The 25,705-nt window shown below is 59.2% G+C and carries 25 protein-coding genes; 23 read left to right on the top strand and 2 right to left on the bottom strand.

Annotated features, from left to right (window positions below):
* Nucleotides 1–2 precede the first annotated feature (2 nt).
* The 13 genes from lpxD (at nt 3) to ispD (ending at nt 15,697) form a co-directional block, all read left to right on the top strand.
* Nucleotides 3–1,058, top strand: coding sequence for a UDP-3-O-(3-hydroxymyristoyl)glucosamine N-acyltransferase (lpxD, locus tag HX790_RS04440; RefSeq protein WP_017137148.1), 1,056 nt, complete (start codon nt 3–5; stop codon nt 1,056–1,058).
* 111 nt (nt 1,059–1,169) lie between these two features.
* Nucleotides 1,170–1,610 carry a 3-hydroxyacyl-ACP dehydratase FabZ gene (gene fabZ / locus HX790_RS04435; RefSeq protein ID WP_003172281.1) on the top strand — a complete coding sequence of 147 codons (441 nt, stop codon included), beginning with the start codon at nt 1,170–1,172 and terminating at the stop codon, nt 1,608–1,610.
* Nucleotides 1,607–2,383, top strand: coding sequence for an acyl-ACP--UDP-N-acetylglucosamine O-acyltransferase (lpxA, locus tag HX790_RS04430; RefSeq protein ID WP_017137149.1), 777 nt, complete (start codon nt 1,607–1,609; stop codon nt 2,381–2,383). Before fabZ ends, lpxA begins: the two co-directional genes overlap by 4 nt.
* 2 nt (nt 2,384–2,385) lie before the next feature.
* Nucleotides 2,386–3,525, top strand: a complete 1,140-nt coding sequence (gene lpxB, locus HX790_RS04425) for a lipid-A-disaccharide synthase (protein WP_017137150.1) — start codon at nt 2,386–2,388, stop codon at nt 3,523–3,525.
* Entirely contained in the window at nt 3,522–4,154 is a 633-nt protein-coding gene (gene rnhB, locus HX790_RS04420; RefSeq protein ID WP_017137151.1) for a ribonuclease HII, read from the top strand. Before lpxB ends, rnhB begins: the two co-directional genes overlap by 4 nt.
* 78 nt (nt 4,155–4,232) lie before the next feature.
* Nucleotides 4,233–7,754 carry a DNA polymerase III subunit alpha gene (dnaE, locus tag HX790_RS04415; RefSeq protein WP_017137152.1) on the top strand — a complete coding sequence of 1,174 codons (3,522 nt, stop codon included), beginning with the start codon at nt 4,233–4,235 and terminating at the stop codon, nt 7,752–7,754.
* Between the two features lie 129 nt (nt 7,755–7,883).
* Entirely contained in the window at nt 7,884–8,831 is a 948-nt protein-coding gene (locus HX790_RS04410; protein WP_017137153.1) for an acetyl-CoA carboxylase carboxyltransferase subunit alpha, read from the top strand.
* 190 nt (nt 8,832–9,021) lie between these two features.
* Nucleotides 9,022–10,341 carry a tRNA lysidine(34) synthetase TilS gene (tilS, locus tag HX790_RS04405; protein WP_017137154.1) on the top strand — a complete coding sequence of 440 codons (1,320 nt, stop codon included), beginning with the start codon at nt 9,022–9,024 and terminating at the stop codon, nt 10,339–10,341.
* A gap of 273 nt (nt 10,342–10,614) precedes the next feature.
* Complete coding sequence (locus HX790_RS04400; RefSeq protein WP_078741105.1) at nt 10,615–12,246, top strand: CTP synthase; 1,632 nt, start codon at nt 10,615–10,617, stop codon at nt 12,244–12,246.
* A gap of 5 nt (nt 12,247–12,251) precedes the next feature.
* Nucleotides 12,252–13,097: a 3-deoxy-8-phosphooctulonate synthase gene (gene kdsA, locus HX790_RS04395; RefSeq protein WP_010212442.1), complete on the top strand. Its 846-nt coding sequence runs from the start codon at nt 12,252–12,254 to the stop codon at nt 13,095–13,097.
* 157 nt (nt 13,098–13,254) lie between these two features.
* Nucleotides 13,255–14,544 (top strand): phosphopyruvate hydratase, encoded by a 1,290-nt coding sequence (eno, locus tag HX790_RS04390; protein WP_017137156.1) that lies wholly within the window; start codon nt 13,255–13,257, stop codon nt 14,542–14,544.
* A 170-nt stretch (nt 14,545–14,714) separates the two neighbouring features.
* The gene (gene ftsB / locus HX790_RS04385) at nt 14,715–14,993 is read left to right on the top strand and encodes a cell division protein FtsB (RefSeq protein WP_017137157.1); all 279 of its coding nucleotides are present in this window, start codon (nt 14,715–14,717) and stop codon (nt 14,991–14,993) included.
* Nucleotides 14,990–15,697, top strand: a complete 708-nt coding sequence (gene ispD, locus HX790_RS04380) for a 2-C-methyl-D-erythritol 4-phosphate cytidylyltransferase (protein ID WP_017137158.1) — start codon at nt 14,990–14,992, stop codon at nt 15,695–15,697. The genes ftsB and ispD overlap by 4 nt, the downstream gene beginning before the upstream one ends.
* A gap of 153 nt (nt 15,698–15,850) precedes the next feature.
* Here the strand turns inward: ispD and HX790_RS04375 are convergent, their stop codons facing one another.
* Nucleotides 15,851–16,747, bottom strand: coding sequence for a LysR substrate-binding domain-containing protein (locus HX790_RS04375; RefSeq protein WP_176991283.1), 897 nt, complete (start codon nt 16,745–16,747; stop codon nt 15,851–15,853).
* A 109-nt stretch (nt 16,748–16,856) separates the two neighbouring features.
* Between HX790_RS04375 and HX790_RS04370 the strand changes: the two genes are divergently transcribed.
* The 8 genes from HX790_RS04370 to rpoS all read left to right on the top strand — a co-directional run bounded on the left by HX790_RS04370 (nt 16,857) and on the right by rpoS (nt 23,989).
* Nucleotides 16,857–17,969, top strand: a complete 1,113-nt coding sequence (locus HX790_RS04370; protein WP_176991282.1) for an S-(hydroxymethyl)glutathione dehydrogenase/class III alcohol dehydrogenase — start codon at nt 16,857–16,859, stop codon at nt 17,967–17,969.
* 8 nt (nt 17,970–17,977) lie between these two features.
* Nucleotides 17,978–18,823: an S-formylglutathione hydrolase gene (fghA, locus tag HX790_RS04365; RefSeq protein ID WP_017137161.1), complete on the top strand. Its 846-nt coding sequence runs from the start codon at nt 17,978–17,980 to the stop codon at nt 18,821–18,823.
* Between the two features lie 54 nt (nt 18,824–18,877).
* Nucleotides 18,878–19,351, top strand: coding sequence for a 2-C-methyl-D-erythritol 2,4-cyclodiphosphate synthase (ispF, locus tag HX790_RS04360; protein WP_012722614.1), 474 nt, complete (start codon nt 18,878–18,880; stop codon nt 19,349–19,351).
* A complete protein-coding gene (truD, locus tag HX790_RS04355; RefSeq protein WP_017137162.1) occupies nt 19,348–20,406 on the top strand; it encodes a tRNA pseudouridine(13) synthase TruD in 1,059 nt (352 codons plus the stop codon). Before ispF ends, truD begins: the two co-directional genes overlap by 4 nt.
* The gene (surE, locus tag HX790_RS04350) at nt 20,394–21,143 is read left to right on the top strand and encodes a 5'/3'-nucleotidase SurE (protein WP_017137163.1); all 750 of its coding nucleotides are present in this window, start codon (nt 20,394–20,396) and stop codon (nt 21,141–21,143) included. The genes truD and surE overlap by 13 nt, the downstream gene beginning before the upstream one ends.
* A 41-nt stretch (nt 21,144–21,184) precedes the next feature.
* The gene (locus tag HX790_RS04345) at nt 21,185–21,820 is read left to right on the top strand and encodes a protein-L-isoaspartate(D-aspartate) O-methyltransferase (protein ID WP_169850588.1); all 636 of its coding nucleotides are present in this window, start codon (nt 21,185–21,187) and stop codon (nt 21,818–21,820) included.
* A gap of 209 nt (nt 21,821–22,029) precedes the next feature.
* Nucleotides 22,030–22,872, top strand: a complete 843-nt coding sequence (locus HX790_RS04340; protein ID WP_017137164.1) for a peptidoglycan DD-metalloendopeptidase family protein — start codon at nt 22,030–22,032, stop codon at nt 22,870–22,872.
* Nucleotides 22,873–22,978: 106 nt separating this feature from the next.
* A complete protein-coding gene (rpoS, locus tag HX790_RS04335; protein ID WP_017137165.1) occupies nt 22,979–23,989 on the top strand; it encodes an RNA polymerase sigma factor RpoS in 1,011 nt (336 codons plus the stop codon).
* Nucleotides 23,990–24,224: 235 nt separating this feature from the next.
* Here the strand turns inward: rpoS and HX790_RS04330 are convergent, their stop codons facing one another.
* Complete coding sequence (locus HX790_RS04330) at nt 24,225–24,434, bottom strand: cold-shock protein (protein ID WP_002554837.1); 210 nt, start codon at nt 24,432–24,434, stop codon at nt 24,225–24,227.
* A gap of 389 nt (nt 24,435–24,823) precedes the next feature.
* Here HX790_RS04330 and dcd point away from each other — a divergent pair, with 389 nt between their 5' ends.
* Nucleotides 24,824–25,390 carry a dCTP deaminase gene (gene dcd, locus HX790_RS04325; protein WP_017137166.1) on the top strand — a complete coding sequence of 189 codons (567 nt, stop codon included), beginning with the start codon at nt 24,824–24,826 and terminating at the stop codon, nt 25,388–25,390.
* A gap of 107 nt (nt 25,391–25,497) precedes the next feature.
* Nucleotides 25,498–25,698: a hypothetical protein gene (locus HX790_RS04320; protein WP_017137167.1), complete on the top strand. Its 201-nt coding sequence runs from the start codon at nt 25,498–25,500 to the stop codon at nt 25,696–25,698.
* Nucleotides 25,699–25,705: the final 7 nt, after the last annotated feature.

The raw sequence follows: 25,705 nt of genomic DNA, 5'->3' as shown, positions 1-25,705 counted from the left end.
CCATGACCGCGACTATCAAGCTCGGCGAGTTGGCCGAGTTCCTGGGGGCCACCTTGCGTGGCTCCAAGGAGAAAGAAATTACTGGGCTAGCCACCTTGCAGGAGGCTGGCCCAGCTCAGTTGAGCTTCCTCGCAAATCCCCAATACCGTAAATACCTGGTCGACAGCCAAGCCGCAGCCGTGTTGCTGAAGGCCGCTGACGCCGAAGGGTTTAACGGGGATGCGCTGGTGGTTGCCGACCCTTACCTGGCGTATGCCCGGGCGTCGCACCTGTTCGATCCGAAACCCAGGGCGGCGGCTGGTATTCACCCGTCGGCCGTGATTGCCGATGATGCCCAGGTTGACCCTGCGGCCAGCATTGGCGCGTTTGCCGTGATCGAGAGTGGTGCGCGCATTGCTGCCGGTGTCACGGTGGGGGCTCATTGCTTTATCGGTGCGCGCTGCGAAATCGGCGCCGATGGTTGGCTGGCGCCTCGCGTCACCCTTTACCACGACGTGCGTATTGGTGAGCGGGTTGTCATTCAGTCAGGCGCAGTGATCGGTGGCGAAGGTTTCGGTTTTGCCAACGCCAAAGGCATCTGGCACAAAATTGCCCAGGTCGGCGGCGTATTGATCGGCGACGACGTGGAAATCGGTGTCAACACCGCTGTGGATCGCGGGGCCTTGGCCGATACCGTACTCGGTAACGGCGTGAAGCTCGACAACCAGATCCAGATCGCCCACAACGTGCAGATTGGCGATCACACCGCCATGGCGGCGTGCGTGGGTATCTCCGGCAGTACCAAGATCGGCAAGCATTGCATGCTCGCCGGTGGCGTTGGGCTGGTGGGGCATATTGAAGTTTGCGACAACGTCTTCATCACCGGCATGACCATGGTGACCCACTCGATTACCGAGCCGGGTGCCTACTCTTCCGGTACGGCCATGCAGCCTGCGGCTGAATGGCGCAAAAGTGCGGCACGTTTGCGCAAGATCGACGACATGGCCCGACGCCTCAAGCAGGTCGAAAAGCGTGTCGAGGACGTGACCCCTGGCGGTAATGCTTCATCAGAAGGCTGATACCATTTCCATATCAAGTGTGCACAGCCGCTAGACTGCCTCCTTGATTTGCTAGCGGGGCGTGCGTTTAGTTCGCCCGCCCCCAATCTTTATTACAGGCTTCCCCCCGAAATGATGGACATCAACGAGATTCGCGAATACCTGCCTCACCGTTACCCGTTCCTGCTGGTGGATCGTGTAGTGGACCTCAATGTCGAGGAAAAGCGCATTCGTGCCTACAAGAATGTCAGCATCAACGAACCGTTCTTCAATGGTCACTTCCCCGCGCATCCGATCATGCCGGGCGTGCTGATTATCGAAGCGATGGCCCAGGCTGCCGGTATCCTTGGTTTCAAAATGCTCGACCTCAAGCCTGCCGACGGCACGCTTTACTATTTCGTGGGCTCCGACAAACTGCGCTTTCGCAACCCGGTCACTCCGGGTGACCAGTTGATCCTGGAAGCCAAGTTCATCAGCTGCAAGCGCCAGATCTGGAAGTTCGAATGCCAGGCCTCGGTGGACGGCAAGCCGGTGTGTTCCGCTGAGATCATCTGTGCGGAACGCAAACTATGAGTTTGATTGACCCTCGCGCAATCATCGATCCGTCGGCCGTTCTGGCCGCCGACGTTGAGGTCGGCCCTTGGTCGATCATCGGCGCAGGTGTTGAAATCGGCGAGGGGACTGTCATCGGGCCACACGTGATCCTCAAAGGTCCGACCCGCATTGGCAAACACAATCGTATCTACCAGTTTTCCTCGGTAGGCGAAGACACCCCGGACATGAAGTACAAGGGTGAAGAAACACGCCTGGTAATCGGTGATCACAACATCATCCGTGAAGGTGTGACCATTCACCGTGGCACTGTGCAGGATCGTGCCGAAACCACGCTGGGTGATCACAATCTGATCATGGCCTATGCGCATATCGGCCATGACAGTGTGATCGGCAACCATTGCATCCTGGTCAACAACACGGCGCTGGCCGGCCATGTGCACGTTGACGATTGGGCGATCCTGTCCGGCTTCACCCTGGTCCACCAGTACTGCCATATCGGCGCCCACAGCTTTTCCGGCATGGGCACGGCGATTGGCAAGGATGTTCCGGCATTTGTCACGGTGTTCGGCAACCCTGCCGAAGCCCGCAGCATGAACTTCGAAGGCATGCGCCGTCGCGGTTTCAGTGAAGACGCGATTCACGCTCTGCGCCGCGCCTATAAGACGGTTTACCGTCAGGGGCTGACGGTTGAGCAGGCACTGACTGAACTGACCGAGCCAGCAGCGTTGTTCCCGGAAGTCGCGGTGTTCCGCGACTCTATCCAGGCATCGACGCGCGGCATCACCCGCTGATCATGGCTACTCTGCGTATTGCGCTGGTGGCCGGTGAGGCTTCCGGCGATATCCTGGGCGCTGGGCTGATGCGGGCGCTCAAGGCCCAGCATCCAGCGGTGGAGTTTATTGGCGTGGGCGGCCCGCTCATGCAGGCCGAAGGTCTGACATCCTACTTTCCCATGGAGCGCCTGTCGGTCATGGGGCTGGTGGAGGTGCTGGGCCGACTGCGTGAGTTGCTGGCGCGCCGCAAGCTGCTGATTCAAACCCTGATCGAAGAAAAGCCCGACGTCTTTATTGGCATCGATGCGCCGGACTTCACCCTCAATATCGAACTCAAGTTGCGTCAGGCCGGCATCAAGACCGTGCATTACGTCAGCCCGTCCGTATGGGCGTGGCGGCAGAAGCGTGTGCTGAAGATCCGCGAAGGCTGCGACTTGATGCTGACCTTGCTGCCGTTCGAAGCCAGGTTTTACGAAGAGAAGGGCGTACCGGTGCGGTTTGTCGGGCATACCTTGGCCGACACCATCCCGCTACAAGCTGACCGCGCCGCCGCGCGCGCCCAACTGGGCTTGCCTGACGGTCCGCTGGTGGCATTGATGCCGGGCAGTCGAGGCGGTGAAGTCGGGCGTCTGGCCAGTGTGTTTTTCGAGGCTGCCGAACGCCTTCAAGCCTTGAAGCCAGGCGTGCGTTTCGTATTACCTTGCGCCAGCCCGCAACGGCGTGCGCAAATCGAGACGTTGCTCGAAGGCCGCAATCTGCCGTTGACCTTGCTCGACGGCCAGTCGCACCTGGCTCTAGCCGCCTGTGATGCGGTATTGATTGCCTCGGGCACCGCGACCCTGGAGGCGCTGCTGTACAAACGCCCGATGGTCGTGGCTTATCGCCTGGCGCCGCTGACGTTCTGGATTCTCAAGCGCATGGTCAAGAGCCCTTACATCTCCTTGCCTAACCTGCTGGCCCAACGCCTGCTGGTGCCGGAGTTGTTGCAGGACGATGCAACGCCCGAAGCCCTGGCACAAACCCTACTACCCTTGATCGACGGCGGCGAAGAGCAGACCCGTGGTTTTGACGACATCCACCGCACCCTGCGGCGTGATGCATCGAACCAGGCAGCCGATGCCGTACTGACCTTGATCGGGCAAAAAGAGGACGCTTTATGACCACGCAAATGGGCCTGGATTTCAGTCTGGTCGCACACGCCGACGCACTGGTCGCCGGTGTTGATGAAGTGGGGCGTGGCCCGTTGTGTGGCGCGGTGGTGACGGCGGCGGTGATCCTCGACCCAAATCGCCCGATCCTCGGTCTCAATGACTCGAAAAAACTCACCGAAGCGCGCCGTGAAAAGCTCTACGACGAGATCTGCGAAAAAGCGTTGAGCTGGCACATCGCCCGGGCCGAAGTCGAAGAGATCGATGAGCTGAACATCCTTCACGCCACCATGCTGGCCATGCAGCGCGCCGTCGAAGGGCTGCACATCACACCGAAAATGGCGATGATCGACGGCAACCGCTGCCCCAAACTGGCGATGCCTTCAGAAGCCGTGGTCAAGGGGGATAGCAAGGTCCCGGCGATTGCCGCCGCCTCGATCCTGGCCAAAGTCAGCCGCGACCGCGAAATGGCGGCGTTTGAATTGATCTATCCGGGCTACGGCATCGGTGGTCATAAAGGTTACCCGACGCCCGTTCATCTGGAAGCCTTGGCTCGCCTGGGCCCTACGCCGATCCACCGTCGTTCGTTCGCCCCGGTCCGTCAGGCTTACGAGGCGCGTGAGAGTCTCAGCGAGGTTTAGTCGCGAGGCTGATGTTTTGCTCAAGGCCCGGTACAATCCCGGGCCTTGTTGTTTCTAAGTTTTTTAGACAGGATCACTATGCCGGCTTCATTCGTTCACCTGCGCCTGCACACTGAATACTCCCTGGTCGACGGCCTGGTACGGATCAAACCGCTGGTCAAAACCCTGGTGGGCATGAACATGCCTGCGGTGGCGGTTACCGACCAGAACAACATGTGTTCCCTGGTCAAGTTTTACAAGAACGCCATGGGCGCCGGCATCAAGCCGATTTGCGGCGCCGACCTGTGGCTGTCGAACAAAGACCCGGATAACCCCCTGAGCCGCATCAGCCTGCTGGCGATGAATGGCGTGGGTTATCGCAACCTCACCGAATTGATCTCGCGCGGTTTTATCGACGGCCAGCGCAACGGCTCGATCATCATTGAGCGTGAGTGGGTGGCTGAGGCGAGTGAGGGCGTGATCATGCTCTCGGCCGCCAAAGAGGGCGAGATCGGTATCGCGCTGCTGGGCGGCAACCCCCAGGAAGCCGAAGTGTTGGCCCGCGAGTGGATGGACGTGTTTCCCGACCGCTTCTATCTGGAAGTCCAGCGCACCAATCGCCCCAATGACGAAGAACACCTGCACGCCGCCGTGGCCCTGGCCGACAAGCTGGGCGCGCCGCTGGTTGCGACCAACGATGTGCGCTTTATCAAGAAAGAAGATTTCGAGGCCCACGAAACCCGCGTGTGCATTGGCGAAGGCCGGGCACTGGATGACCCGCGCCGCTCCAAGAACTACAGCGAAGAGCAGTACCTCAAAAGCGCCGATGAAATGGCCGAGCTGTTCAGCGACCTGCCTGAGGCGCTGGAAAACTCGGTCGAAATCGCCAAGCGCTGCAATATCGAAGTGAAGCTGGGCAAGCACTTTCTGCCCAACTTCCCGATTCCCGATGGCATGACCATCGATGAGTATTTCCGCAAGGTGTCGTTCGACGGTCTGGAAGAGCGATTGAGCGTTCTGCTGCCCAAGGACACCACCGAAGACTACGACGCCAAGCGCCAGGTCTACGTCGACCGGCTGAATTTCGAGCTGGATATCATTATCCAGATGGGGTTCCCCGGTTACTTCCTGATCGTAATGGACTTTATCCAGTGGGCCAAGAGCAACGGCGTGCCGGTAGGCCCAGGGCGGGGTTCGGGTGCCGGGTCGCTGGTGGCCTATGTGCAGAAGATCACCGACCTTGACCCGCTGGAATACGACCTGCTGTTCGAACGGTTCCTGAACCCGGAACGGGTTTCCATGCCCGACTTCGACGTCGACTTCTGCATGGACGGTCGCGACCGTGTGATCGAGTACGTGGCCGAGAAATACGGCCGCAACGCCGTGAGCCAGATCATCACCTTCGGTTCCATGGCGGCCAAGGCAGTAATCCGTGACGTGGCGCGGGTGCAAGGCAAGTCCTACGGTTTGGCGGACCGTCTATCGAAGATGATTCCGTTTGAAGTCGGCATGACCCTTGAGAAGGCTTACGAGCAGGAAGAAATCCTGCGCGACTTCATCAAGATCGATGAAGAAGCCGCCGAAATCTGGGACATGGCACGCAAACTCGAAGGCGTGGTGCGTAACGTCGGCAAACACGCCGGTGGTGTGGTGATTGCGCCAACCAAGCTCACCGACTTTTCGCCGATTTATTGCGATGAAGAAGGCGATGGCCTGGTCACCCAGTTCGACAAGGATGACGTGGAGGCAGCCGGCCTGGTGAAGTTCGACTTCCTCGGCCTGCGAACCCTGACGATCATCGACTGGGCGCTCAAGACCATTAACCGCGAGCGCGCCAAGGTCGACGAAGAACCGCTGGATATCGCGTTTATCCCGCTGGATGACAAACCTACCTACCAGCTGCTGCAAAAAGCCGAAACCACCGCGGTGTTCCAGCTTGAGTCGCGCGGCATGAAAGAGCTGATCAAAAAGCTCAAGCCCGACTGCCTGGAAGACTTGATCGCACTGGTGGCCTTGTTCCGCCCAGGCCCGCTGCAGTCGGGCATGGTGGATGACTTTATCAACCGTAAGCACGGCCGCGCCGAACTGGCGTACCCGCACTCCGATTACCAGTATGAAGGCCTAAAACCGGTACTGGCGCCGACCTACGGCATCATCTTGTATCAAGAACAGGTGATGCAGATTGCCCAGGTCATGGCCGGTTACACCCTTGGCGGTGCGGACATGCTGCGTCGCGCCATGGGTAAGAAAAAGCCCGAGGAAATGGCCAAGCAACGCGGCGGTTTCATTGAGGGTTGCGCCACCAACAATATCGACGCGGACCTGGCCGGTAACATTTTCGACCTGGTAGAGAAGTTCGCCGGTTACGGCTTCAACAAATCCCACTCCGCCGCCTACGGCCTGGTGTCGTACCAGACTGCCTGGCTGAAAGCCCACTACCCGGCGCCGTTCATGGCAGCGGTACTCTCGGCGGATATGCACAACACCGACAAGGTCGTGACCTTGATCGAGGAAGTGCGCACCATGAAGCTGCGCCTCGACGCGCCGGACGTGAACGCCTCGGAGTTCAAGTTCACGGTGAACGACGAAGGCCGCATCATCTATGGCCTGGGCGCCATCAAGGGCGTGGGCGAAGGGCCGGTTGAAGCAATCACCGAAGCGCGTCAGCATGGGCCGTTCGAGGATTTGTTCGACTTCTGCGCACGGGTTGACCTCAAGCGTATCAACAAGCGCACCCTCGATGGTTTGATCCGCAGTGGCGCGCTCGATCGTCTCGGCCCGTATTTCCATGATGAACCGAAGGCTTACCAGGCGAACATCGACCGCAACCGGGCGGTGCTGCTCACAGCCATGGAAGAAGCGATCAAGGCCGCCGAACAGACCGCCCGCACTCATGACAGTGGCCACGCCGACCTGTTTGGCGGGCTGTTTGTCGAGGAAGATGCCGACGTTTATGCCAACCATCGCAAGGCCAAGGAGCTGACCCTCAAGGAGCGTCTCAAAGGTGAGAAAGACACCCTGGGCCTGTACCTGACCGGTCACCCGATCGACGAGTACGAAGGTGAAATACGCCGTTTCGCCCGTCAGCGCATCATCGACCTGAAGCCAGCGCGCGATACCCAGACCGTCGCCGGCATGATCATCGCCCTGCGCGTGATGAAAAATAAGAAGGGCGACAAGATGGGCTTTATCACCCTCGATGACCGCTCGGGCCGCATCGAGGCGTCGCTGTTTGCCGATGCGTTTCACTCCGCGCAGTCACTGCTGCAGACCGATGCCATGGTGGTGGTGGAAGGCGAGGTCAGCAACGATGACTTCTCCGGCGGCCTGCGCCTGCGGATCAAGCGGGTGATGAGCATGGAAGATGCGCGCACCAACCTGGCCGAAAGCCTGCGCTTGAAGGTCAAGACCGAAGCCCTTAAAGGCGATCAGCTACGCTGGTTGGGTGACTTGCTCAAACGTCACCGTGGCGCGTGCCCGGTGACCATGGAATACACCGGCAATGACGCCAAGGCGATGTTGCAGTTTGGTGAGACGTGGCGAATTGATCCCGCTGATGGCTTGATTCAAGCTTTGCGTGACCAGTTCGGGCGAGACAACGTCTTCCTCCAATACCGCTGACGGTCAGATACGTCTGATCTCGGCTGAACATTTAATCTCGACCTAAACGCGCCTCTCCCTTAAGGTAGGGCGCGAATAGACAACCGGCTGGCCAGGCACTCCTTGGCCGTCGACCCAAGACGGACGCTTATGAACCCGAATTTTCTTGATTTCGAACAGCCGATCGCTGACCTGCAAGCCAAGATTGAAGAACTGCGCCTGGTCGGCAATGACAATTCGCTGAATATCGGCGATGAGATCGCTCGCCTGCAAGACAAGAGCAGCACGCTCACCGAAGACATTTTCGGCAAGCTGACCAGCTGGCAGATCGCGCGCCTGGCCCGCCACCCGCGCCGTCCGTACACCCTGGATTATATTCAGCACATTTTCACCGAATTCGACGAGTTGCATGGCGATCGCCACTTTTCCGACGACGCGGCCATCGTGGGCGGTATTGCCCGCCTGGACGACCAGCCAGTGATGGTGATCGGTCACCAGAAAGGCCGTGAAGTGCGTGAAAAGGTTCGCCGTAACTTCGGCATGCCGCGCCCGGAAGGCTACCGCAAGGCGTGCCGTCTGATGGAAATGGCCGAGCGCTTCAAGATGCCGATCCTGACCTTCATCGACACCCCGGGTGCTTACCCCGGTATCGATGCCGAAGAGCGCAACCAGAGCGAAGCGATCGCGTGGAACCTGCGCGTCATGTCCCGTCTGAAAACCCCGATCATCGCCACCGTGATTGGTGAGGGTGGTTCCGGCGGTGCACTGGCCATTGGCGTCTGCGACCAACTGAACATGCTGCAATATTCGACCTACGCGGTGATTTCGCCGGAAGGTTGCGCCTCGATCCTGTGGAAAACCGCCGAAAAAGCGCCGGACGCTGCCGAAGCCATGGGCATCACCGCCGATCGCCTGAAAGGCCTGGGCATCGTTGACAAGGTTATCGCCGAGCCATTGGGCGGCGCCCACCGCGATCCGGCTGCCGCTGCTGCGACTATCCGTGCCGAGCTGGGTTCGCAACTGGCGATGCTCAAGAAGCTGGACAACGAAGCGCTGCTCAAGCGTCGTTATGAGCGCCTGATGAGCTACGGCCTCTAAGTCCTCGCAGTACCCTATGTGGGAGCTGGCTTGTGTGGGAGCTGGCTTGCCTGCGATAGCATCAACTCGGTGTAACAGATGAACCGAGTTGTCTGCATCGCGGGCAGGCCCGGCTCCCACACATGCCCGCTCCCACATTTGCTTTGTGTATGCTTGGCTGCCGTATTCCAGTTCTGCGCCGGTATTTTTGATGAGCCCTACTTTACCCGCCAAACTTCTGCGAAACCTCGCCCCTTGGCGCAACGCCCCCGCCTGGCATATTGCCTTCTCTGGCGGCCTTGATTCCACCGTCCTGCTGCACCTCCTGGCCTCCCTGGCAAGCACCGAAACCCTGCCGCCCCTCAGCGCAATCCATGTCCATCATGGTCTGCAAGCTGCCGCCGATGCCTGGCCAAGTCATTGCCAGGGCGTATGTGACGAGCTGGACGTGCCCTTGCAGGTGGTGCGTGTGCAAATCCAGTCGGGTGCCAGCGTTGAGCGCGCAGCGCGGGAGGCGCGCTACCGGGCGTTTACCGAAGTGACCGGGGCAGGGCAGGTGATGCTCACCGGCCAGCATCGTGACGATCAAGCCGAAACCCTGTTGTTTCGCCTGTTGCGTGGCGCGGGGGTGCGAGGCTTGGCGGCCATGCCGGTGCATCGCCCATTGGGGGGAGGGCACTTGCTGCGGCCCTTGCTGGATGTCTCACGCGTCGAGCTGCAAGCCTATGCGCACCAGCACCAGTTGCAGTGGATCGAAGACCCATCCAACGCCGATTCCCGATTTTCGCGCAATTACCTGCGCAATCGTGTGTTTCCGCTGCTGAGCGAGCGTTGGCCCCAAGCGGTCGCCAGCCTGGCCCGCGCTGCCGAGCATTTGAGCGAAGCCCAGGGCTTGCTCGACGAATTGGCCGTCATTGACCTGCAAACCGCCGACCAGCCTTCGCCGTTTCCCTGGCTGGCCTTGCCGTCATTGGCCCTCGCTCCCTTGCGCGAACTTTCCGATGCCCGCCAACGCAATGCCCTGCGCCACTGGCTCACGCCGCTGACGCGCTTGCCCGACAGCGACCACTGGGCCGGTTGGTATTCCTTGCGGGATGCCAAGGGTGATGCGCAACCGCTGTGGCGCCTGGCCGATGGTCAATTGCACCGCTGCGGCGAGCGTGTGTGGTGGCTGCCTTCCACCTATTCAGCGTTTTCCGACACGCCGGTGAGCTGGCCCCATCCGCAAAACCCACTAGAGTTACCGGGTAATGGTCAGCTTGAATTTATCGGAGAGGCGCCTGCAGGCCCGTTGGCGATTCGTTATCGCCAGGGCGGCGAAATCATCGATGTGCCTGGTCGGGGCCGGCGGGACTTGAAGCGCCTGCTGAATGAAAGTAGCTTGCCGGGCTTCATCCGTGGCAGATTGCCGCTGCTCTATCAGGGCGAGCAATTGCTGGCTGTCCCAACCCTTGCGGGGCTATGGGCCTGCTCGACTGGCAAGTGGCAATTACATTGGATGCCACAGACGTGCGATCAAGGTTTGAGCTGATAGAGGCTTTCCGGTAGACTACGCTCCCTTCTTGATACAACTTCTGTGGATTCAACTGAATCGCAGCAGTTGCCGATTACCAAGCAGTCTTTGCTGGGCGATTCCAAAAAATGTGTAGCGATCAACGTACCGGTGTTTCATTGCTGGTCTGTCACCACGCGGCGGTTTTTTTGAAAGGTGCACTGTGATTAATGCAGGTGATCGGGGGCTTCGGCCTTCCTTCGCTTTCCCCGGCGGCTCGGACCGCTTTAACGCAGACTTCTAGGGTTTTTCATGACGCGCTACATATTCGTCACGGGCGGTGTTGTTTCTTCATTGGGGAAAGGCATTGCCTCCGCTTCATTGGCGGCCATCCTGGAGGCGCGGGGACTTAAGGTCACCATGCTCAAGCTGGACCCGTACATCAACGTTGACCCGGGCACCATGAGCCCGTTCCAGCACGGTGAAGTGTTCGTCACCCACGACGGCGCCGAAACCGACCTGGACCTGGGCCACTACGAGCGGTTCATCCGCACGACCATGACCCAGAACAACAACTTCACCACCGGTCGTGTCTACGAGCACGTGCTGCGCAAAGAGCGCCGTGGTGACTACCTGGGTGCAACCATCCAGGTGATCCCGCACATTACCGACGAAATCAAACGCCGCATCATCAAGGGTGCAGGCGATGCCGACGTGGCAATGGTCGAGATCGGTGGCACCGTGGGTGACATCGAATCCCAACCGTTCCTCGAAGCCATCCGCCAGCTGCGTTTCGAAGTCGGCGCCAAGCGCGCGATGCTGATGCACCTCACGTTGGTGCCGTACATCGCCACCGCCGGCGAGACCAAGACCAAGCCAACCCAGCACTCGGTAAAAGAGCTGCGTTCGATTGGCCTGCAGCCGGACGTGCTGGTGTGCCGCTCCGATCACCCGATCGACATTTCCTCGCGTCGCAAGATCGCGCAATTCACCAACGTTGAAGAACGTGCGGTCATCGCGCTGGAAGACGCCGACACCATCTACAAGATCCCGGGCATCCTGCACTCGCAAGGCCTGGACGATTTTGTGGTCGAGCGTTTCGGCCTGCAGTGCAATGGCGCAGACCTGTCCGAGTGGGAAGCCGTGGTTGACGCCAAGCTCAACCCTGAGCACGAAGTCACCATCGCCATGGTCGGCAAGTACATGGAACTGCTGGATGCGTACAAGTCGCTGATCGAAGCGATGAGCCACGCGGGTATCAGCAACCGTACCAAGGTCAACCTGCGCTACATTGATTCCGAAGACATCGAGAACCAGGGCACTGCACTGCTCGAAGGTGTTGACGCGATCCTCGTGCCAGGCGGTTTCGGCCTGCGTGGCGTGGAAGGCAAGATCACCGCGGTTCAATACGCTCGTGAAAACAAAGTGCCGTACCTGGGTATCTGCCTGGGCATGCAAGTGGCCGTTATCGAGTTCGCCCGTAACGTGCTGGGCTGGAAAGACGCCAACTCCACCGAGTTCGATCACACCAGCGGCCACCCGGTCGTGGGCCTGATCACCGAGTGGGAAGACGCCACCGGCGCCGTTGAAACCCGTACCGAAACCTCCGACCTGGGCGGCACCATGCGCCTTGGCGCACAGGACTGCCTGCTGGAGCCGGGCTCGCTGGTTCACGACTGCTACGGCAAGGACGTGATCGTCGAGCGTCACCGTCACCGCTACGAAGTGAACAACAACCTGCTGCCGCAGATCAAAGAAGCCGGCCTGAAAATCTCCGGTCGCTCCGGTGATGGCAAGCTGGTTGAAGTGGTCGAGGCGCCGGATCATCCGTGGTTCGTGGCCTGCCAGTTCCACCCTGAGTTCACCTCGACGCCGCGCGATGGTCACCCGTTGTTCAGCGGTTTCGTTAAAGCAGCACTGACGCAACATCAGAAGAAGGCGTAAACCTGATGGCCCAGAAGATCATTCGCGTAGGCGACATCGAGATTGCCAACGACAAGCCCATGGTGCTGTTCGGCGGCATGAACGTGCTGGAAAGCCGCGACATGGCGATGCAGGTCTGTGAAGAGTACGTAAAAGTGACCGAGAAACTCGGTATCCCTTACGTGTTCAAGGCCAGCTTCGACAAGGCCAACCGTTCGTCCGTGACCTCCTATCGTGGCCCCGGCCTTGAAGAAGGCATGCGGATCTTCCAGGACATCAAGCAAGCCTTTGGCGTGCCGATCATCACCGACGTCCACGAGCCTGAACAGGCTGCCGTGGTCGCCGAGGTGTGCGACATCATCCAGTTGCCGGCCTTCCTGTCGCGCCAGACCGATCTGGTCGTTGCGATGGCCAAGACCGGCGCTGTGATCAATATCAAAAAAGCCCAGTTCCTCGCGCCTCAGGAAATGAAACACATCCTGAACAAGTGCGTGGAAGCGGGTAACGACCAGTTGATCCTCTGCGAGCGTGGTTCGAGCTTCGGCTACAACAACCTCGTGGTGGACATGCTCGGTTTCGGCATCATGAAACAGTTCGAATACCCGGTATTCTTCGACGTGACCCACGCGCTGCAAATGCCCGGTGGTCGCGCCGATTCTGCTGGCGGGCGACGTGCCCAGGTGCTGGACCTGGCCAAGGCGGGCATCAGCCAGTCGCTGGCGGGCCTGTTCCTGGAAGCTCACCCGGACCCGGACAACGCCAAGTGCGACGGCCCTTGCGCCCTGCGCCTGGACAAGCTGGAGCCGTTTTTGGCCCAGTTGAAGCAGTTGGACGAACTGGTCAAGAGTTTTCCGACGGTAGAGACCGCGTAAGCCGCGTTTCTCCGGTAAAGTATCCCACGCTAAACGCTCAGGCCTGCGGGCCTGAGCCTTGTCGCCTGCAAGTCTGCCCTGTTGTTCCACCCTTGCGGTCGGTCAAAAGATTTCCTACAGCTGCGTCGTTTTCGTCAACTTTGGAGTGTTTACAACAATGGCAAAAATCGTCGACATCAAAGGTCGTGAAGTTCTCGACTCCCGTGGCAACCCCACCGTCGAAGCCGACGTGCTTCTCGATAACGGCATCATCGGCAGCGCTTGCGCGCCGTCCGGTGCGTCTACCGGTTCGCGCGAAGCGCTGGAACTGCGTGATGGCGACAAGAGCCGTTACCTGGGCAAAGGTGTACTCAAAGCTGTAGCCAACATCAACGGCCCGATCCGTGACCTGTTGCTGGGCAAAGACCCGCTGGACCAGAAAGCCCTGGACCACGCGATGATCAAGCTCGACGGCACCGACAACAAAGGCAGCCTGGGCGCCAACGCCATCCTCGCCGTGTCCCTGGCCGCTGCCAAGGCGGCTGCGCAGGACCAGGACCTGCCGCTGTACGCACACATCGCCAACCTGAACGGTACCCCGGGTGTTTACTCGATGCCGGTGCCGATGATGAACATCATCAACGGTGGCGAGCACGCCGATAACAACGTCGACATCCAGGAATTCATGGTGCAGCCGGTTGGCGCCAAGACCTTCTCCGAAGGCCTGCGCATGGGCACCGAGATTTTCCATCACCTCAAGGCTGTGCTGAAGGCCCGTGGCCTTAGCACTGCGGTGGGTGACGAAGGTGGCTTTGCACCGAACCTGGCGTCCAACGAAGATGCACTCAAAGTCATCTCCGAAGCTGTGGCCAACGCTGGCTACAAGCTGGGCACCGACGTGACCCTGGCCCTGGACTGCGCGGCCAGCGAATTCTACGAAGACGGCAAGTACAACCTGTCCGGCGAAGGCCACGTGTTTACGTCGGAAGGTTTTGCTGATTACCTCAAAGGCCTCACCGAGCGCTACCCGATCATCTCGATCGAAGACGGCCTGGACGAGTCCGACTGGGATGGCTGGAAAGTCCTCACCGACAAGATCGGCGAGAAAATCCAGCTGGTGGGCGACGACCTGTTCGTCACCAACACCAAGATCCTGAAAGAAGGCATCGATAAAAAGATCGCCAACTCGATCCTGATCAAGTTCAACCAGATCGGCACCCTGACCGAAACCCTGGAAGCCATCCAGATGGCCAAGGCTGCGGGCTACACTGCCGTGATCTCGCACCGCTCCGGCGAAACCGAAGATTCGACCATTGCCGACTTGGCTGTGGGCACTTCGGCAGGCCAGATCAAGACCGGCTCCCTGTGCCGTTCCGATCGTGTGTCCAAGTACAACCAATTGCTGCGTATCGAAGAGCAACTGGCGGGTAAAGCCAAGTACAACGGTCGTAGCGAGTTTCGCGGCTGATTGTTAAGTGGTAAAAGTCTAAGGATTGTGTCGGAAAGTTCACGACAGTGTGTATTTCGGCGCTAATCTGATGGCTATCAAGCACAAGCCTGGGTCTTCCAGGCTTCGTGCTATCAGTTGCTGTAGAAGTTTTGCATGGCTGTCTTTTTTTACTGGATACCCGGATTTCGATGCGCAGTCCCAATTGGTTGTTCCTCGTCTTGCTCTTGTTGCTGGCTGGCCTGCAATACCGCCTATGGGTGGGTAATGGCAGCTTTGCGCAGGTAAAAGAGTTGACCCAGCAGATTGCCGACCAGCATGCCGAAAACGAACGTCTGCTGGAGCGCAACCGCGTCCTCGATGCCGAAGTGCTTGAGCTGAAAAAAGGTACGGAGACCGTTGAAGAACGGGCTCGCCATGAGTTGGGCATGGTCAAGGAGGGTGAAACCCTCTACCAGTTGGCCCAATGAGTAACGATTTACCGGCCTTCTGGGCCGTGATTCCTGCCGCGGGCGTCGGTGCCCGTATGGCTGCGGACCGTCCCAAGCAGTATCTGCAACTGGGCGGGCGCACTATTCTGGAACACAGCCTTGGCTGTTTTCTCGACCATCCAGGCCTCAAGGGGCTGGTGGTCAGCCTTGCTGTCGATGATCCCTATTGGCCAAACCTGTCGTGTGCCAACGACCCTCGCATCGTGCGTGCGGAAGGCGGCGACGAGCGCTCGGGCTCGGTGCTCAATGCGCTGTTGCAACTCAATGCCCTGGGCGCCAGTGATGATGATTGGGTGCTGGTGCACGATGCCGCGCGGCCAAACCTGAGCCGGGATGACCTCGACACACTCCTGGCTGAACTGGCGGATGATCCGATCGGCGGCCTGCTGGCGGTGCCGGCGCGCGACACCCTCAAGCGCGTCGACAAACATGGACGTGTGGTTGAAACCGTCGACCGCAGCCTGATCTGGCAGGCGTATACGCCGCAGATGTTTCGTCTGGGTGCGTTGCATCGTGCCTTGGCCGATAGCCTGGTGGCCGATGCGGTGATCACTGATGAAGCCTCGGCCATGGAATGGTCCGGTCAAGCGCCGCGCTTGATCGAGGGGCGTGCGGACAACATCAAGGTGACCCGGCCAGAGGATCTTGAATGGCTCAGGTTACGGTGGGCTAACCGCAGGTAGTCAGTTAAACCGTGTCGACTTCATCGCAGGCAAGCCAGCTCCCACCTTTGAAATGCATTCCCCTGTGGGAAGCAAGTTAGCTCTACCTTTGAAATGCATTCCCCTGTGGGAGCCGGGCTTGCCCGCGATGAGGCCGGTACAGGCGCCGAATAATCAGCCACAGTACTCCGGCCTTTCAGCCAACCCAGCCTTCAAAAAGTCCACCAGCTTCCTGACCTTCGGCGACAAATGCCGCTGCTGCGGATACAACGCCCACACCGCCGTATTCGGCGGCTGATGCGCCTCCAGCAACGACACCAGCGCGCCAGTGTGCAAATGTTCCAGCACGTAATAATCCGGCAGTTGGCACAACCCAACCCCTTGCAGCGCCGCATCCAGTACCGCCTGCCCACTGTTACAGCGCCAGTTTCCCTGCACTCGCTGGGAAAATTCCCGTCCATCCTGAGCCAGTTGCCAGATATCCGAGCTGCCGATCAGACAGTTATGCCGACTCAATTCCGACAAACTATGTGGCCGACCATACCGCGCTAAGTAGGACGGCGATGCGCACAGGTACATGCGCCGAGGTGCCAGGCGGCTGGCGACCATGCGTGAGTCTTGCAAGCGCCCCAGGCGAATCGCCAGGTCCAGCCCCTCGTGCACCAGGTCCAACTGGCGATTACTCAATTCGATATCCACGCGCAACTGCGGGTACAGCCCCATGAACCGCGTGACCAACGGCACGATGAAGCGCTCGCCGTAAGCCACCGCGCAGGTCATGCGCAACATGCCCTTGGGTTCGCTGGTGAGGTCGCTCACCGCGCGCAACGCTTCTTCACGACCATCTTGCAAGCGCTGGCAATGTTGCAGAAAGGTCTGGCCAGCTTCGGTGAGCGTCACCTTGCGCGTACTGCGATACAGCAAGCGCGTTTGCAGCCGTTCTTCCAGGCGCGCCACCTGCCGGCTGATATGCGATGAAGACACGCCAAGCCGCTCGGCCGCCGCGGTGAACTGGCTGCATTCAGCCACGGCGACGAACTCATCTATGCCTTCCCAGCGGTTTTCCAGCATGTTGATTGTCCCTGTGCAGCAATAATGTTTTGCTTTTGCCTGGATTATTCATCAGTGAGCCATGTTTTACACTCACTGCCTCAGTTTTTAACTCCCTGGAGAAACCCGGATGATCAAGTCCCGCGCCGCCGTAGCCTTTGAAGCTAAAAAGCCCCTTGAGATCGTTGAAGTGGATGTCGCCATGCCCAAGGCCGGCGAGGTGCTGTTGCGTGTGGTTGCGTCCGGCGTGTGCCATACCGACGCCTACACCTTGTCGGGCGCCGACCCGGAAGGCATCTTCCCGTCGATCCTCGGCCACGAAGGCGGTGCGGTGGTTGAAGCGATCGGCGAAGGCGTGACCTCGGTAGCGGTTGGCGACCACGTGATCCCGCTGTACACCCCGGAATGCGGCAAGTGCAAATTCTGCCTGTCGGGCAAGACCAACCTGTGCCAGGCCATTCGCTCCACCCAGGGCAAAGGCCTGATGCCCGACGGCACCACGCGTTTCTCCTACAAGGGCCAGCCGATTTTCCACTACATGGGCACCTCGACCTTCTCCGAGTACACCGTGTTGCCGGAAATCGCCGTGGCCAAGATCCCTAAAGAAGCGCCGCTGGAAAAAGTCTGCCTGCTGGGCTGCGGTGTCACCACCGGCATTGGTGCAGTGATCAACACTGCCAAGGTCAAGCCGGGCGACACCGTGGCCATCTTCGGCCTCGGCGGCATCGGCCTGTCGGCGGTGATTGGCGCGGTGAAAGCCAAGGCCGGTCGCATCATTGCCATCGACATCAACCCGGCCAAGTTCGAAATCGCCAAGCAACTGGGCGCCACCGACTGTATTAACCCGAAAGACTACGACCGCCCGATCCAGGACGTGATTGTCGACTTGACCGACGGCGGCGTGGACTTCTCCTTCGAGTGCATCGGCAACGTACAACTGATGCGCGCCGCCCTCGAGTGCTGCCACAAAGGTTGGGGCGAGTCGGTCATCATCGGTGTGGCCGGTGCCGGCCAGGAAATCTCCACCCGCCCATTTCAACTGGTCACCGGTCGCGTCTGGCGCGGTTCGGCGTTCGGCGGTGTGCGCGGTCGTACCGAATTGCCAAGCTATGTGGAAATGGCCCAGACCGGCGAAATCCCGCTGGACACCTTTATCACTCACACCATGGGCCTGGAAGACATCAACAAAGCGTTTGATCTGATGCATGAAGGCAAGAGCATTCGTACCGTCATCCACTTCTGAGGTCGGCCATGAACCTGGAAAACCTGTCGTGCCAGAAGAGCTTCGGCGGCTGGCATAAACGCTACAAGCACCATTCCGATGTGCTCGGTTGCGACATGACTTTCGCCGTCTACCTGCCGCCGCAAGCGGAGCAGGGCGGCAAGTTGCCAGTGCTGTACTGGCTGTCGGGGCTTACCTGCACCGATGAGAACTTCATGCAAAAGGCCGGCGCCCAGCGCATGGCCGCCGAGCTTGGGTTGATCATTGTCGCACCCGACACCAGCCCGCGTGGGCCGGGTGTGCCGGGCGACCCGGACAACGCCTGGGATTTTGGCCTGGGTGCCGGCTTCTATCTGAATGCCACGCAGGAACCGTGGGCCAAGCACTATCGGATGCATGATTATGTCGTGCAGGAATTGCCTGCCTTGGTTGAAGCGCATTTCCCGGCTTCAGACAAGCGCGGCATCAGCGGCCACTCCATGGGCGGTCACGGTGCGCTGGTGTGTGCCTTGCGCAACCCGGGGCGTTACCAATCGGTGTCGGCGTTTTCGCCGATCAACAATCCGATGGATTGCCCGTGGGGCCAGAAAGCTTTCTCCCGTTACCTGGGCGAAGAGCGCTCCAAATGGCGCGAGTGGGATGCCTGCGTGCTGATCAGCGAAGCCTCGGAAAAACTGCCGCTGCTGGTGGATCAGGGCGATCGCGACGATTTCCTTGCCGTGCAGCTTAAGCCTGAGGCGTTGCAGCAAGCGGCCAAGGCTGCCAACCATCCGCTTGAACTGCGCCTGCAGCCGGGTTATGACCACAGTTACTTCTTTATCGCCAGCTTCATCGAAGATCATTTGCGACATCATGGTCGTGCTTTGCTCGGTTAATGTGAGGCAAAAGTAGGTAGAATCACGCCCTGAATTAAATCGGGGCGTTTTTTTATGCGTATTGGCCACGGCTACGATGTGCACCGTTTCGCTGAAGGCGATTTCATCACCTTGGGCGGCGTGCGCATTGCACACCACCATGGGTTGCTGGCTCATTCCGACGGCGACGTTGTGCTGCATGCCTTGAGCGATGCCTTGCTCGGCGCGGCTGCGTTGGGCGATATCGGCAAGCACTTTCCAGACACCGACCCGACCTTCAAGGGCGCGGACAGCCGTGTCTTGCTGCGCCACGTGGTCGGCCTGATCCATGCCAAGGGCTGGAAGGTCGGCAACGTCGACAACACCATCGTGGCCCAGGCACCGAAAATGGCACCCCACATCGAATCGATGCGCGCGCTGATTGCCGCCGACCTGCAAATTGAATTGGATCAAGTCAACGTGAAAGCCACCACCACCGAAAAGCTCGGGTTTACCGGCCGGGAAGAAGGCATCGCGGTGCACTCCGTCGCCTTGTTGCTGCGCGCATGAATGATCTGCAATTGCTGGGCCCGCGTGCCTATGGCGAGGCTCTGGGCCGCGCGGTTTTGAAAGCGACGGCTGAAGATTTCCAGGTCGACGAAGTGCTGGACATTCCCCTGAGCGGCGACGGTGAGCACCTGTGGCTGTGGGTAGAAAAGCGCGGCCTGAATACCGAAGAGGCTGCGCGCCGTATCGCCAAGGCTGCTGGCGTGCCCTTGCGCACCGTCAGCTATGCCGGGCTCAAGGACCGTCAGGCGTTGACCCGTCAGTGGTTCAGCGTGCAACTGCCGGGCAAGGCCGACCCGGACATGAGCGGCGCCGAAAACGACACCCTCAAGATCCTCAAAATGGGCCGCCACAAGCGCAAGCTGCAACGCGGCGCGCATTCGGCCAACGGGTTTACCCTGCGCCTGACCCAATTGGCCGGCGATACCGCCGCCATCGACGCACGCTTGCAACTGATCGCCCAGCACGGCATCCCGAACTACTTCGGTGCCCAGCGTTTCGGGCATAACGGCGGCAACGTGGTGGATGCCCGTGAGTGGGCGGCGCGCAAGGCGTTGCCCGAGCAGCGCAATGTGCGTTCGCGGCTGCTGTCGACCGCGCGCAGCTTTCTGTTTAACAAAGTGTTGGCGGCGCGGGTCGCGGACGGCTCCTGGCAACGTGCCCAGGTCGGTGACCTGCTGGCGTTTACCGACAGTCGCAGTTTTTTTCCGGCGGGTGAGGCTGAATGCAGCGACCCGCGCCTGGCGATTCTGGATCTGCACCCCACCGGCCCACAGTGGGGCGAGGGTGATTCACCGGCCGGCGGCGCGACCCACACGCTTGAGCAAACCATTGCCGCGAGCGAGCCAGAGCTGCGCGATTGGCTGGTGAACGCCGGCATGAGCCAGGAACGTCGCATTCTGCGACTGCCCATTGGCGGGTTGACGTGGCATTATCCCGGTCCTGACATTCTGCAATTGGAATTCGTCCTGCCGGCCGGATGCTTCGCCACTGTGTTGGTGCGCGAGCTTGTTGATCTGGTGCCGGTGGGGCCGACGGACAACCCATGCGTATTCTGATATCAAACGATGACGGTGCCACCGCACCCGGTCTTGCCGCGCTTTATGCTGCGCTGCAGGATTACGCCGAGTGTGTGGTGGTTGCCCCGGACCAGGACAAGAGCGGCGCCAGCAGTTCGCTGACGCTCGACCGTCCGCTGCACCCGCAGGTTCTGGCCAATGGCTTTATCAGCGTGAACGGCACCCCCACCGACTGCGTGCACCTGGCAATCAACAGCTTGTTGGACCAGGAGCCGGATCTGGTGGTGTCGGGCATCAACCTGGGCGCCAACCTGGGCGATGACGTGCTGTATTCCGGCACCGTGGCGGCGGCCCTTGAAGGGCGTTTCCTGGGGCGCACCTCATTCGCTTTTTCGTTTGCCTCACGGCAACTGGATAACCTGGCGACGGCGGCGTATTTCGCCCGCAAGCTGGTGGAGGCCCACGGCTCGCTGGACTTGCCACCGCGCACGGTGCTCAACGTTAATATCCCCAATTTGCCCCTCGACCATATCCGCGGCATCCAGTTGACGCGCCTGGGCCATCGCGCTCGTGCGGCAGCACCGTTGAAGGTGGTCGACCCGCGTGGCAAGGAAGGTTACTGGATTGCCGCCGCCGGCGATGCCGAAGACGGCGGCCCCGGCACCGACTTTCATGCGGTGATGCAAGGTTATGTTTCGATTACCCCGTTGCAGCTCGATCGCACCTTCAGTGATGCCTTCAGTAGTCTGGATGGCTGGCTTGAGGGGTTGCGTTAATGGCGCGTGAACAAGACGACCTGTTGCGTCGTGGTATCGGGATGACCTCCCAGCGTACCCGCGAGCGTTTGATCCAGCGTCTGTATGAAGAAGGCCTGTCCAACGCCCAGGTGCTGGAAGTCATCCGGCGCACGCCTCGGCATCTGTTCGTGGATGAGGCGCTGGCGCATCGTGCCTATGAAGACACTGCGTTGCCAATCGGCCATAACCAGACCATCTCGCAACCTTATATGGTCGCGCGCATGAGTGAACTGCTGCTGGCGGCGGGGCCGTTGGACAAGGTGCTGGAGATCGGCACCGGTTCGGGTTACCAGACCGCCGTGCTCTCGCAGCTGGTGGAACGGGTGTTCTCGGTGGAGCGCATCAAGGTCCTGCAGGACCGCGCCAAGGAGCGCCTGGTGGAGCTCAACCTGCGCAACGTGGTGTTCCGTTGGGGCGACGGTTGGGAAGGCTGGCCGGCGCTGGCGCCGTATAACGGCATTATCGTCACGGCGGTCGCCACCGATGTGCCCCAGGCGTTGCTCGATCAGCTCGCCCCTGGCGGGCGCTTGGTCATCCCGGTGGGCTCTGGCGAAGTGCAACAATTGATGCTCATTATTCGCGAGGACGAAGGCTTTTCCCGGCATGTACTGGGTGCTGTGCGCTTCGTTCCGCTGCTCAATGGCCCGCTGGCCTGATCATTTCTTTGCAAACAGTGAATTCTGTTGATGGGGATGTGTCTTACGGCGGGGCTTATTGAGTCAACATGATTGGAAGCCGGGTTTAAACGCGATGAATTTTTCGTTTCAGTCGTGTACCGGTAAAAAGCCAATGCCCAGTTATACTTGCGACATATTTCAAGCCTGATACAGGCATTCATGTTCGGCCAGCACAAAGGGAGCGGCGGGTGAGTCTCACAGGTCTAGCGCAGCGTATGAGTAAAACAAGTTTTCAGCGACTGGTGCTTGGCCTTGTCTTGAGTTCCTTATTGGTGGGTTGCTCAAGCTCTCCGTCCAGCGGCGCTCGGGTTGTCGACCGAAACGGTGCCAGCGCCGTGCCGCAAAAACCGACAGTCACCACCGGGCAATATGTAGTGCGAAAGGGGGACACGATGTTCTCAATCGCCTTCCGTTACGGCTGGGATTACAAGGCGCTCGCAGCTCGTAACAATATTCCTGTGCCGTATACGATACATCCCGGGCAAACCATCCGTTTCGATGGGCGTACCGGTTCGGCATCTACGGCAGTTGTGACAAAGTCCGGATCTTCGGCCTCGTCCTCAAGCAAAACCACAATCATCACCAGGCCTGCAGGCACCGCTGCGCCTACGGTTGCGAGCAAGCCGGCAGCCACGCCGTTGCCACCTGCCGGGCCGGCGCCGACCGGTTGGGGATGGCCTTCAAACGGGGTGCTGATTGGAAAATTCTCTTCAAACGGTAGTTTGAATAAAGGCATTGATATCGCCGGGGATTTGGGACAGCCTGTTTTAGCTGCGTCTGATGGGACAGTGGTTTACGCCGGGAGTGGTTTACGGGGCTACGGCGAGCTGGTCATCATCAAACATAGCGATACCTACGTCAGTGCCTACGGTCATAACCGCAGGCTGTTGGTTCGGGAGGGGCAGCAGGTCAAAGTCGGACAGACAATTGCCGAAATGGGGTCAACTGGTACAGACCGGGTGAAACTGCACTTTGAGATTCGCCGCCAAGGGAAGCCTGTAGATCCGCTGCAATTCCTACCCCGTCGTTGATGTGTTGCACAGCCTGTTCCCTCACGTAGAAGGAACAGGCTCCAGCGTTGCCAAGGATAAAGGCGTCGCTTGAGCTTGAGGTCGAACTCACCAAAGGACTATAACAATGGCTCTCAGTAAAGAAGCGCCGGAGTTTGACATCGACGATGAGGTTCTCCTTGAAATGGAGATCCTCACCGAAAAGGAATCGATGTCGAATGATGAAGGAGCTGCTAAACCTTCAGTTCGCACCAAATCCAAAAACGCCACCGCGTTAAAGCAGCACAAGTACATTGACTACACGCGGGCGCTCGACGCTACGCAGTTGTACCTCAATGAAATTGGCTTTTCCCCTTTGCTGACTCCCGAAGAAGAAGTCCATTTTGCGCGCTTGTCGCAAAAGGGCGATCCGGCTGGGCGCAAGCGCATGATTGAAAGTAACTTGCGGCTGGTGGTGAAAATCGCCCGACGCTACGTCAATCGTGGCCTGTCGCTGTTGGACCTGATCGAGGAGGGCAACCTGGGCTTGATCCGGGCAGTGGAGAAGTTCGACCCTGAGCGGGGCTTCCGCTTCTCTACCTATGCCACCTGGTGGATTCGCCAGACCATCGAACGGGCGATCATGAATCAGACCCGTACGATCCGGTTGCCGATCCATGTGGTCAAGGAGCTCAACGTCTACCTGCGGGCGGCACGTGAGCTGACACAAAAACTCGATCATGAACCTTCGCCTGAGGAAATCGCCAACCTGCTGGAAAAGCCAGTGGGCGAGGTTAAACGCATGCTCGGCTTGAACGAGCGCGTGTCTTCGGTCGATGTCTCGCTGGGTCCGGATTCGGATAAAACCCTGCTGGACACCCTGACAGATGATCGCCCGACAGATCCTTGTGAGCTGTTGCAGGACGATGATCTTTCCCAAAGCATTGACCAGTGGCTGTCCGAACTCACGGACAAGCAGCGCGAGGTGGTGATTCGCCGTTTCGGCTTGCGCGGCCATGAGAGCAGCACCCTGGAGGATGTAGGCCTGGAGATCGGCTTGACCCGTGAGCGGGTGCGGCAGATTCAGGTGGAGGGCCTCAAGCGCTTGCGTGAGATCCTCGAGAAGAACGGCTTGTCGAGTGAGTCGTTGTTCCAATAAAGACGCAGTACAAAATGTGGGAGCGGGCTTGTGTGGGAGCTGGCTTGCCTGCGATAGCATCACCTCGGTGTACCTGATACACCGAGGTGTCAGTATCGCAGGCAAGCCAGCTCCCACATAAAGCTCGCTCCCACATTTTTTTGTGCCTGGTATTACCTGGGTGCCGGGACTAAATCCCAGGCATAAAAAAACCCCGCTTTTAAAGGCGGGGTTTTTTCGACTAAGTCAGTACAAGTTAGATAACTTGAACTTCTTCAGCTTGCATGCCTTTCTGACCGCGGGTAGCGATGAAAGAAACCTGTTGGCCTTCTTTCAGGCTTTTGAAGCCGTCGGATTGGATAGCTTTGAAGTGAACGAACAGGTCGTCACCGGATTGTGGAGTGATGAAGCCGAAGCCTTTTTCATCGTTGAACCACTTAACGGTACCAGTTTGGCGATTAGACATGGTGTATCTCCTTGGACAAAGTTAACTGCGACTCAGGAAAAGCCCTGGCCGAGACTGAGTGCAAAGAGCAGGAAAAATTCTTGGAGATGGTTGGATCGAAATTCAACATATCGTGTAGAGATTCTCAGTGACACAAGCAGCACAGTGGCGCCACCTTAACCCTTTTTCCGGGACGTGCCAATGGTATTTCCGAAGGTTTCTCTATTTTCGTGACTGGCGGTGGTATTTACAGTCACCTGGCACTGTAATGTGGGGCCCGGCCCCGCTGGCTGCCGCTTATAGACGGCTGCACATTCATCAACAAATGCCCTGCGCCCTTTGAACCCCAGGGCCAGCCCCGGTAAGATGCCCAACAGAATTTTTCCACCTCGCTATTCAGGACACCCGCCATGAGCATCAAATCGGACAAGTGGATTCGCCGCATGGCGCAAGAACACGGCATGATCGAACCTTTCGTTGAACGCCAGATCCGTGGCGAAGGCGCGGCTCCCGTGATTTCCTACGGTGTTTCCAGCTACGGCTACGACGTACGCTGTGCCGATGAATTCAAGGTGTTCACCAACATCAACTCGGCGATCGTCGATCCGAAAAACTTCGACGAAAAGAGCTTCGTCGACGTTAAAAGCGACGTGTGCATCATTCCGCCAAACTCCTTTGCCCTGGCGCGCACCGTGGAGTTCTTCCGTATTCCACGTGACGTGTTGACCATCTGCCTGGGTAAAAGCACCTACGCGCGCTGCGGCATCATCGTTAACGTGACGCCGCTTGAGCCGGAGTGGGAAGGCCACGTGACCCTGGAGTTCTCCAACACCACCACCTTGCCGGCAAAGATCTACGCCAACGAAGGCGTGGCGCAGATGCTGTTCCTGCAGTCCGACGAAGCCTGTGAAGTGTCTTATAAAGACCGCGCCGGCAAGTATCAGGGCCAGCGTGGCGTTACTCTCCCACGCGCTTGATCGAAAGGTCTTACACGCAAAGGGAATTAGTCTGCGTGAAGTGACTCTATTGGGTGTACTGCCTCGGTGCGTGCAAAACGCGCCGAGCCACGCTTGAGGAGTACTTTATGAAGATCGACCCGCGAATCAGCGCCGAACTCGCCCGGCTTGAACCCAACCAGATTGGTGTTCTGGCCTGGTCCCTGATGGCCGACCCAGCGTATGCGGGTGGCATCCCTGGCCAACCTGACGAAGATTGGCCGCAGCAGCCCACCGAGCCCGGTGAGCCAGTCCTTCCCGATGAGCCGCCTCCCGCGCCTGTCGCCTGACTTATCA

The sequence above is a fragment of the Pseudomonas sp. IPO3747 genome (assembly GCF_013385245.1).
Taxonomy (GTDB): domain Bacteria; phylum Pseudomonadota; class Gammaproteobacteria; order Pseudomonadales; family Pseudomonadaceae; genus Aquipseudomonas; species Aquipseudomonas edaphica.
This window is presented reverse-complemented; position numbering and strand designations above follow the sequence as displayed.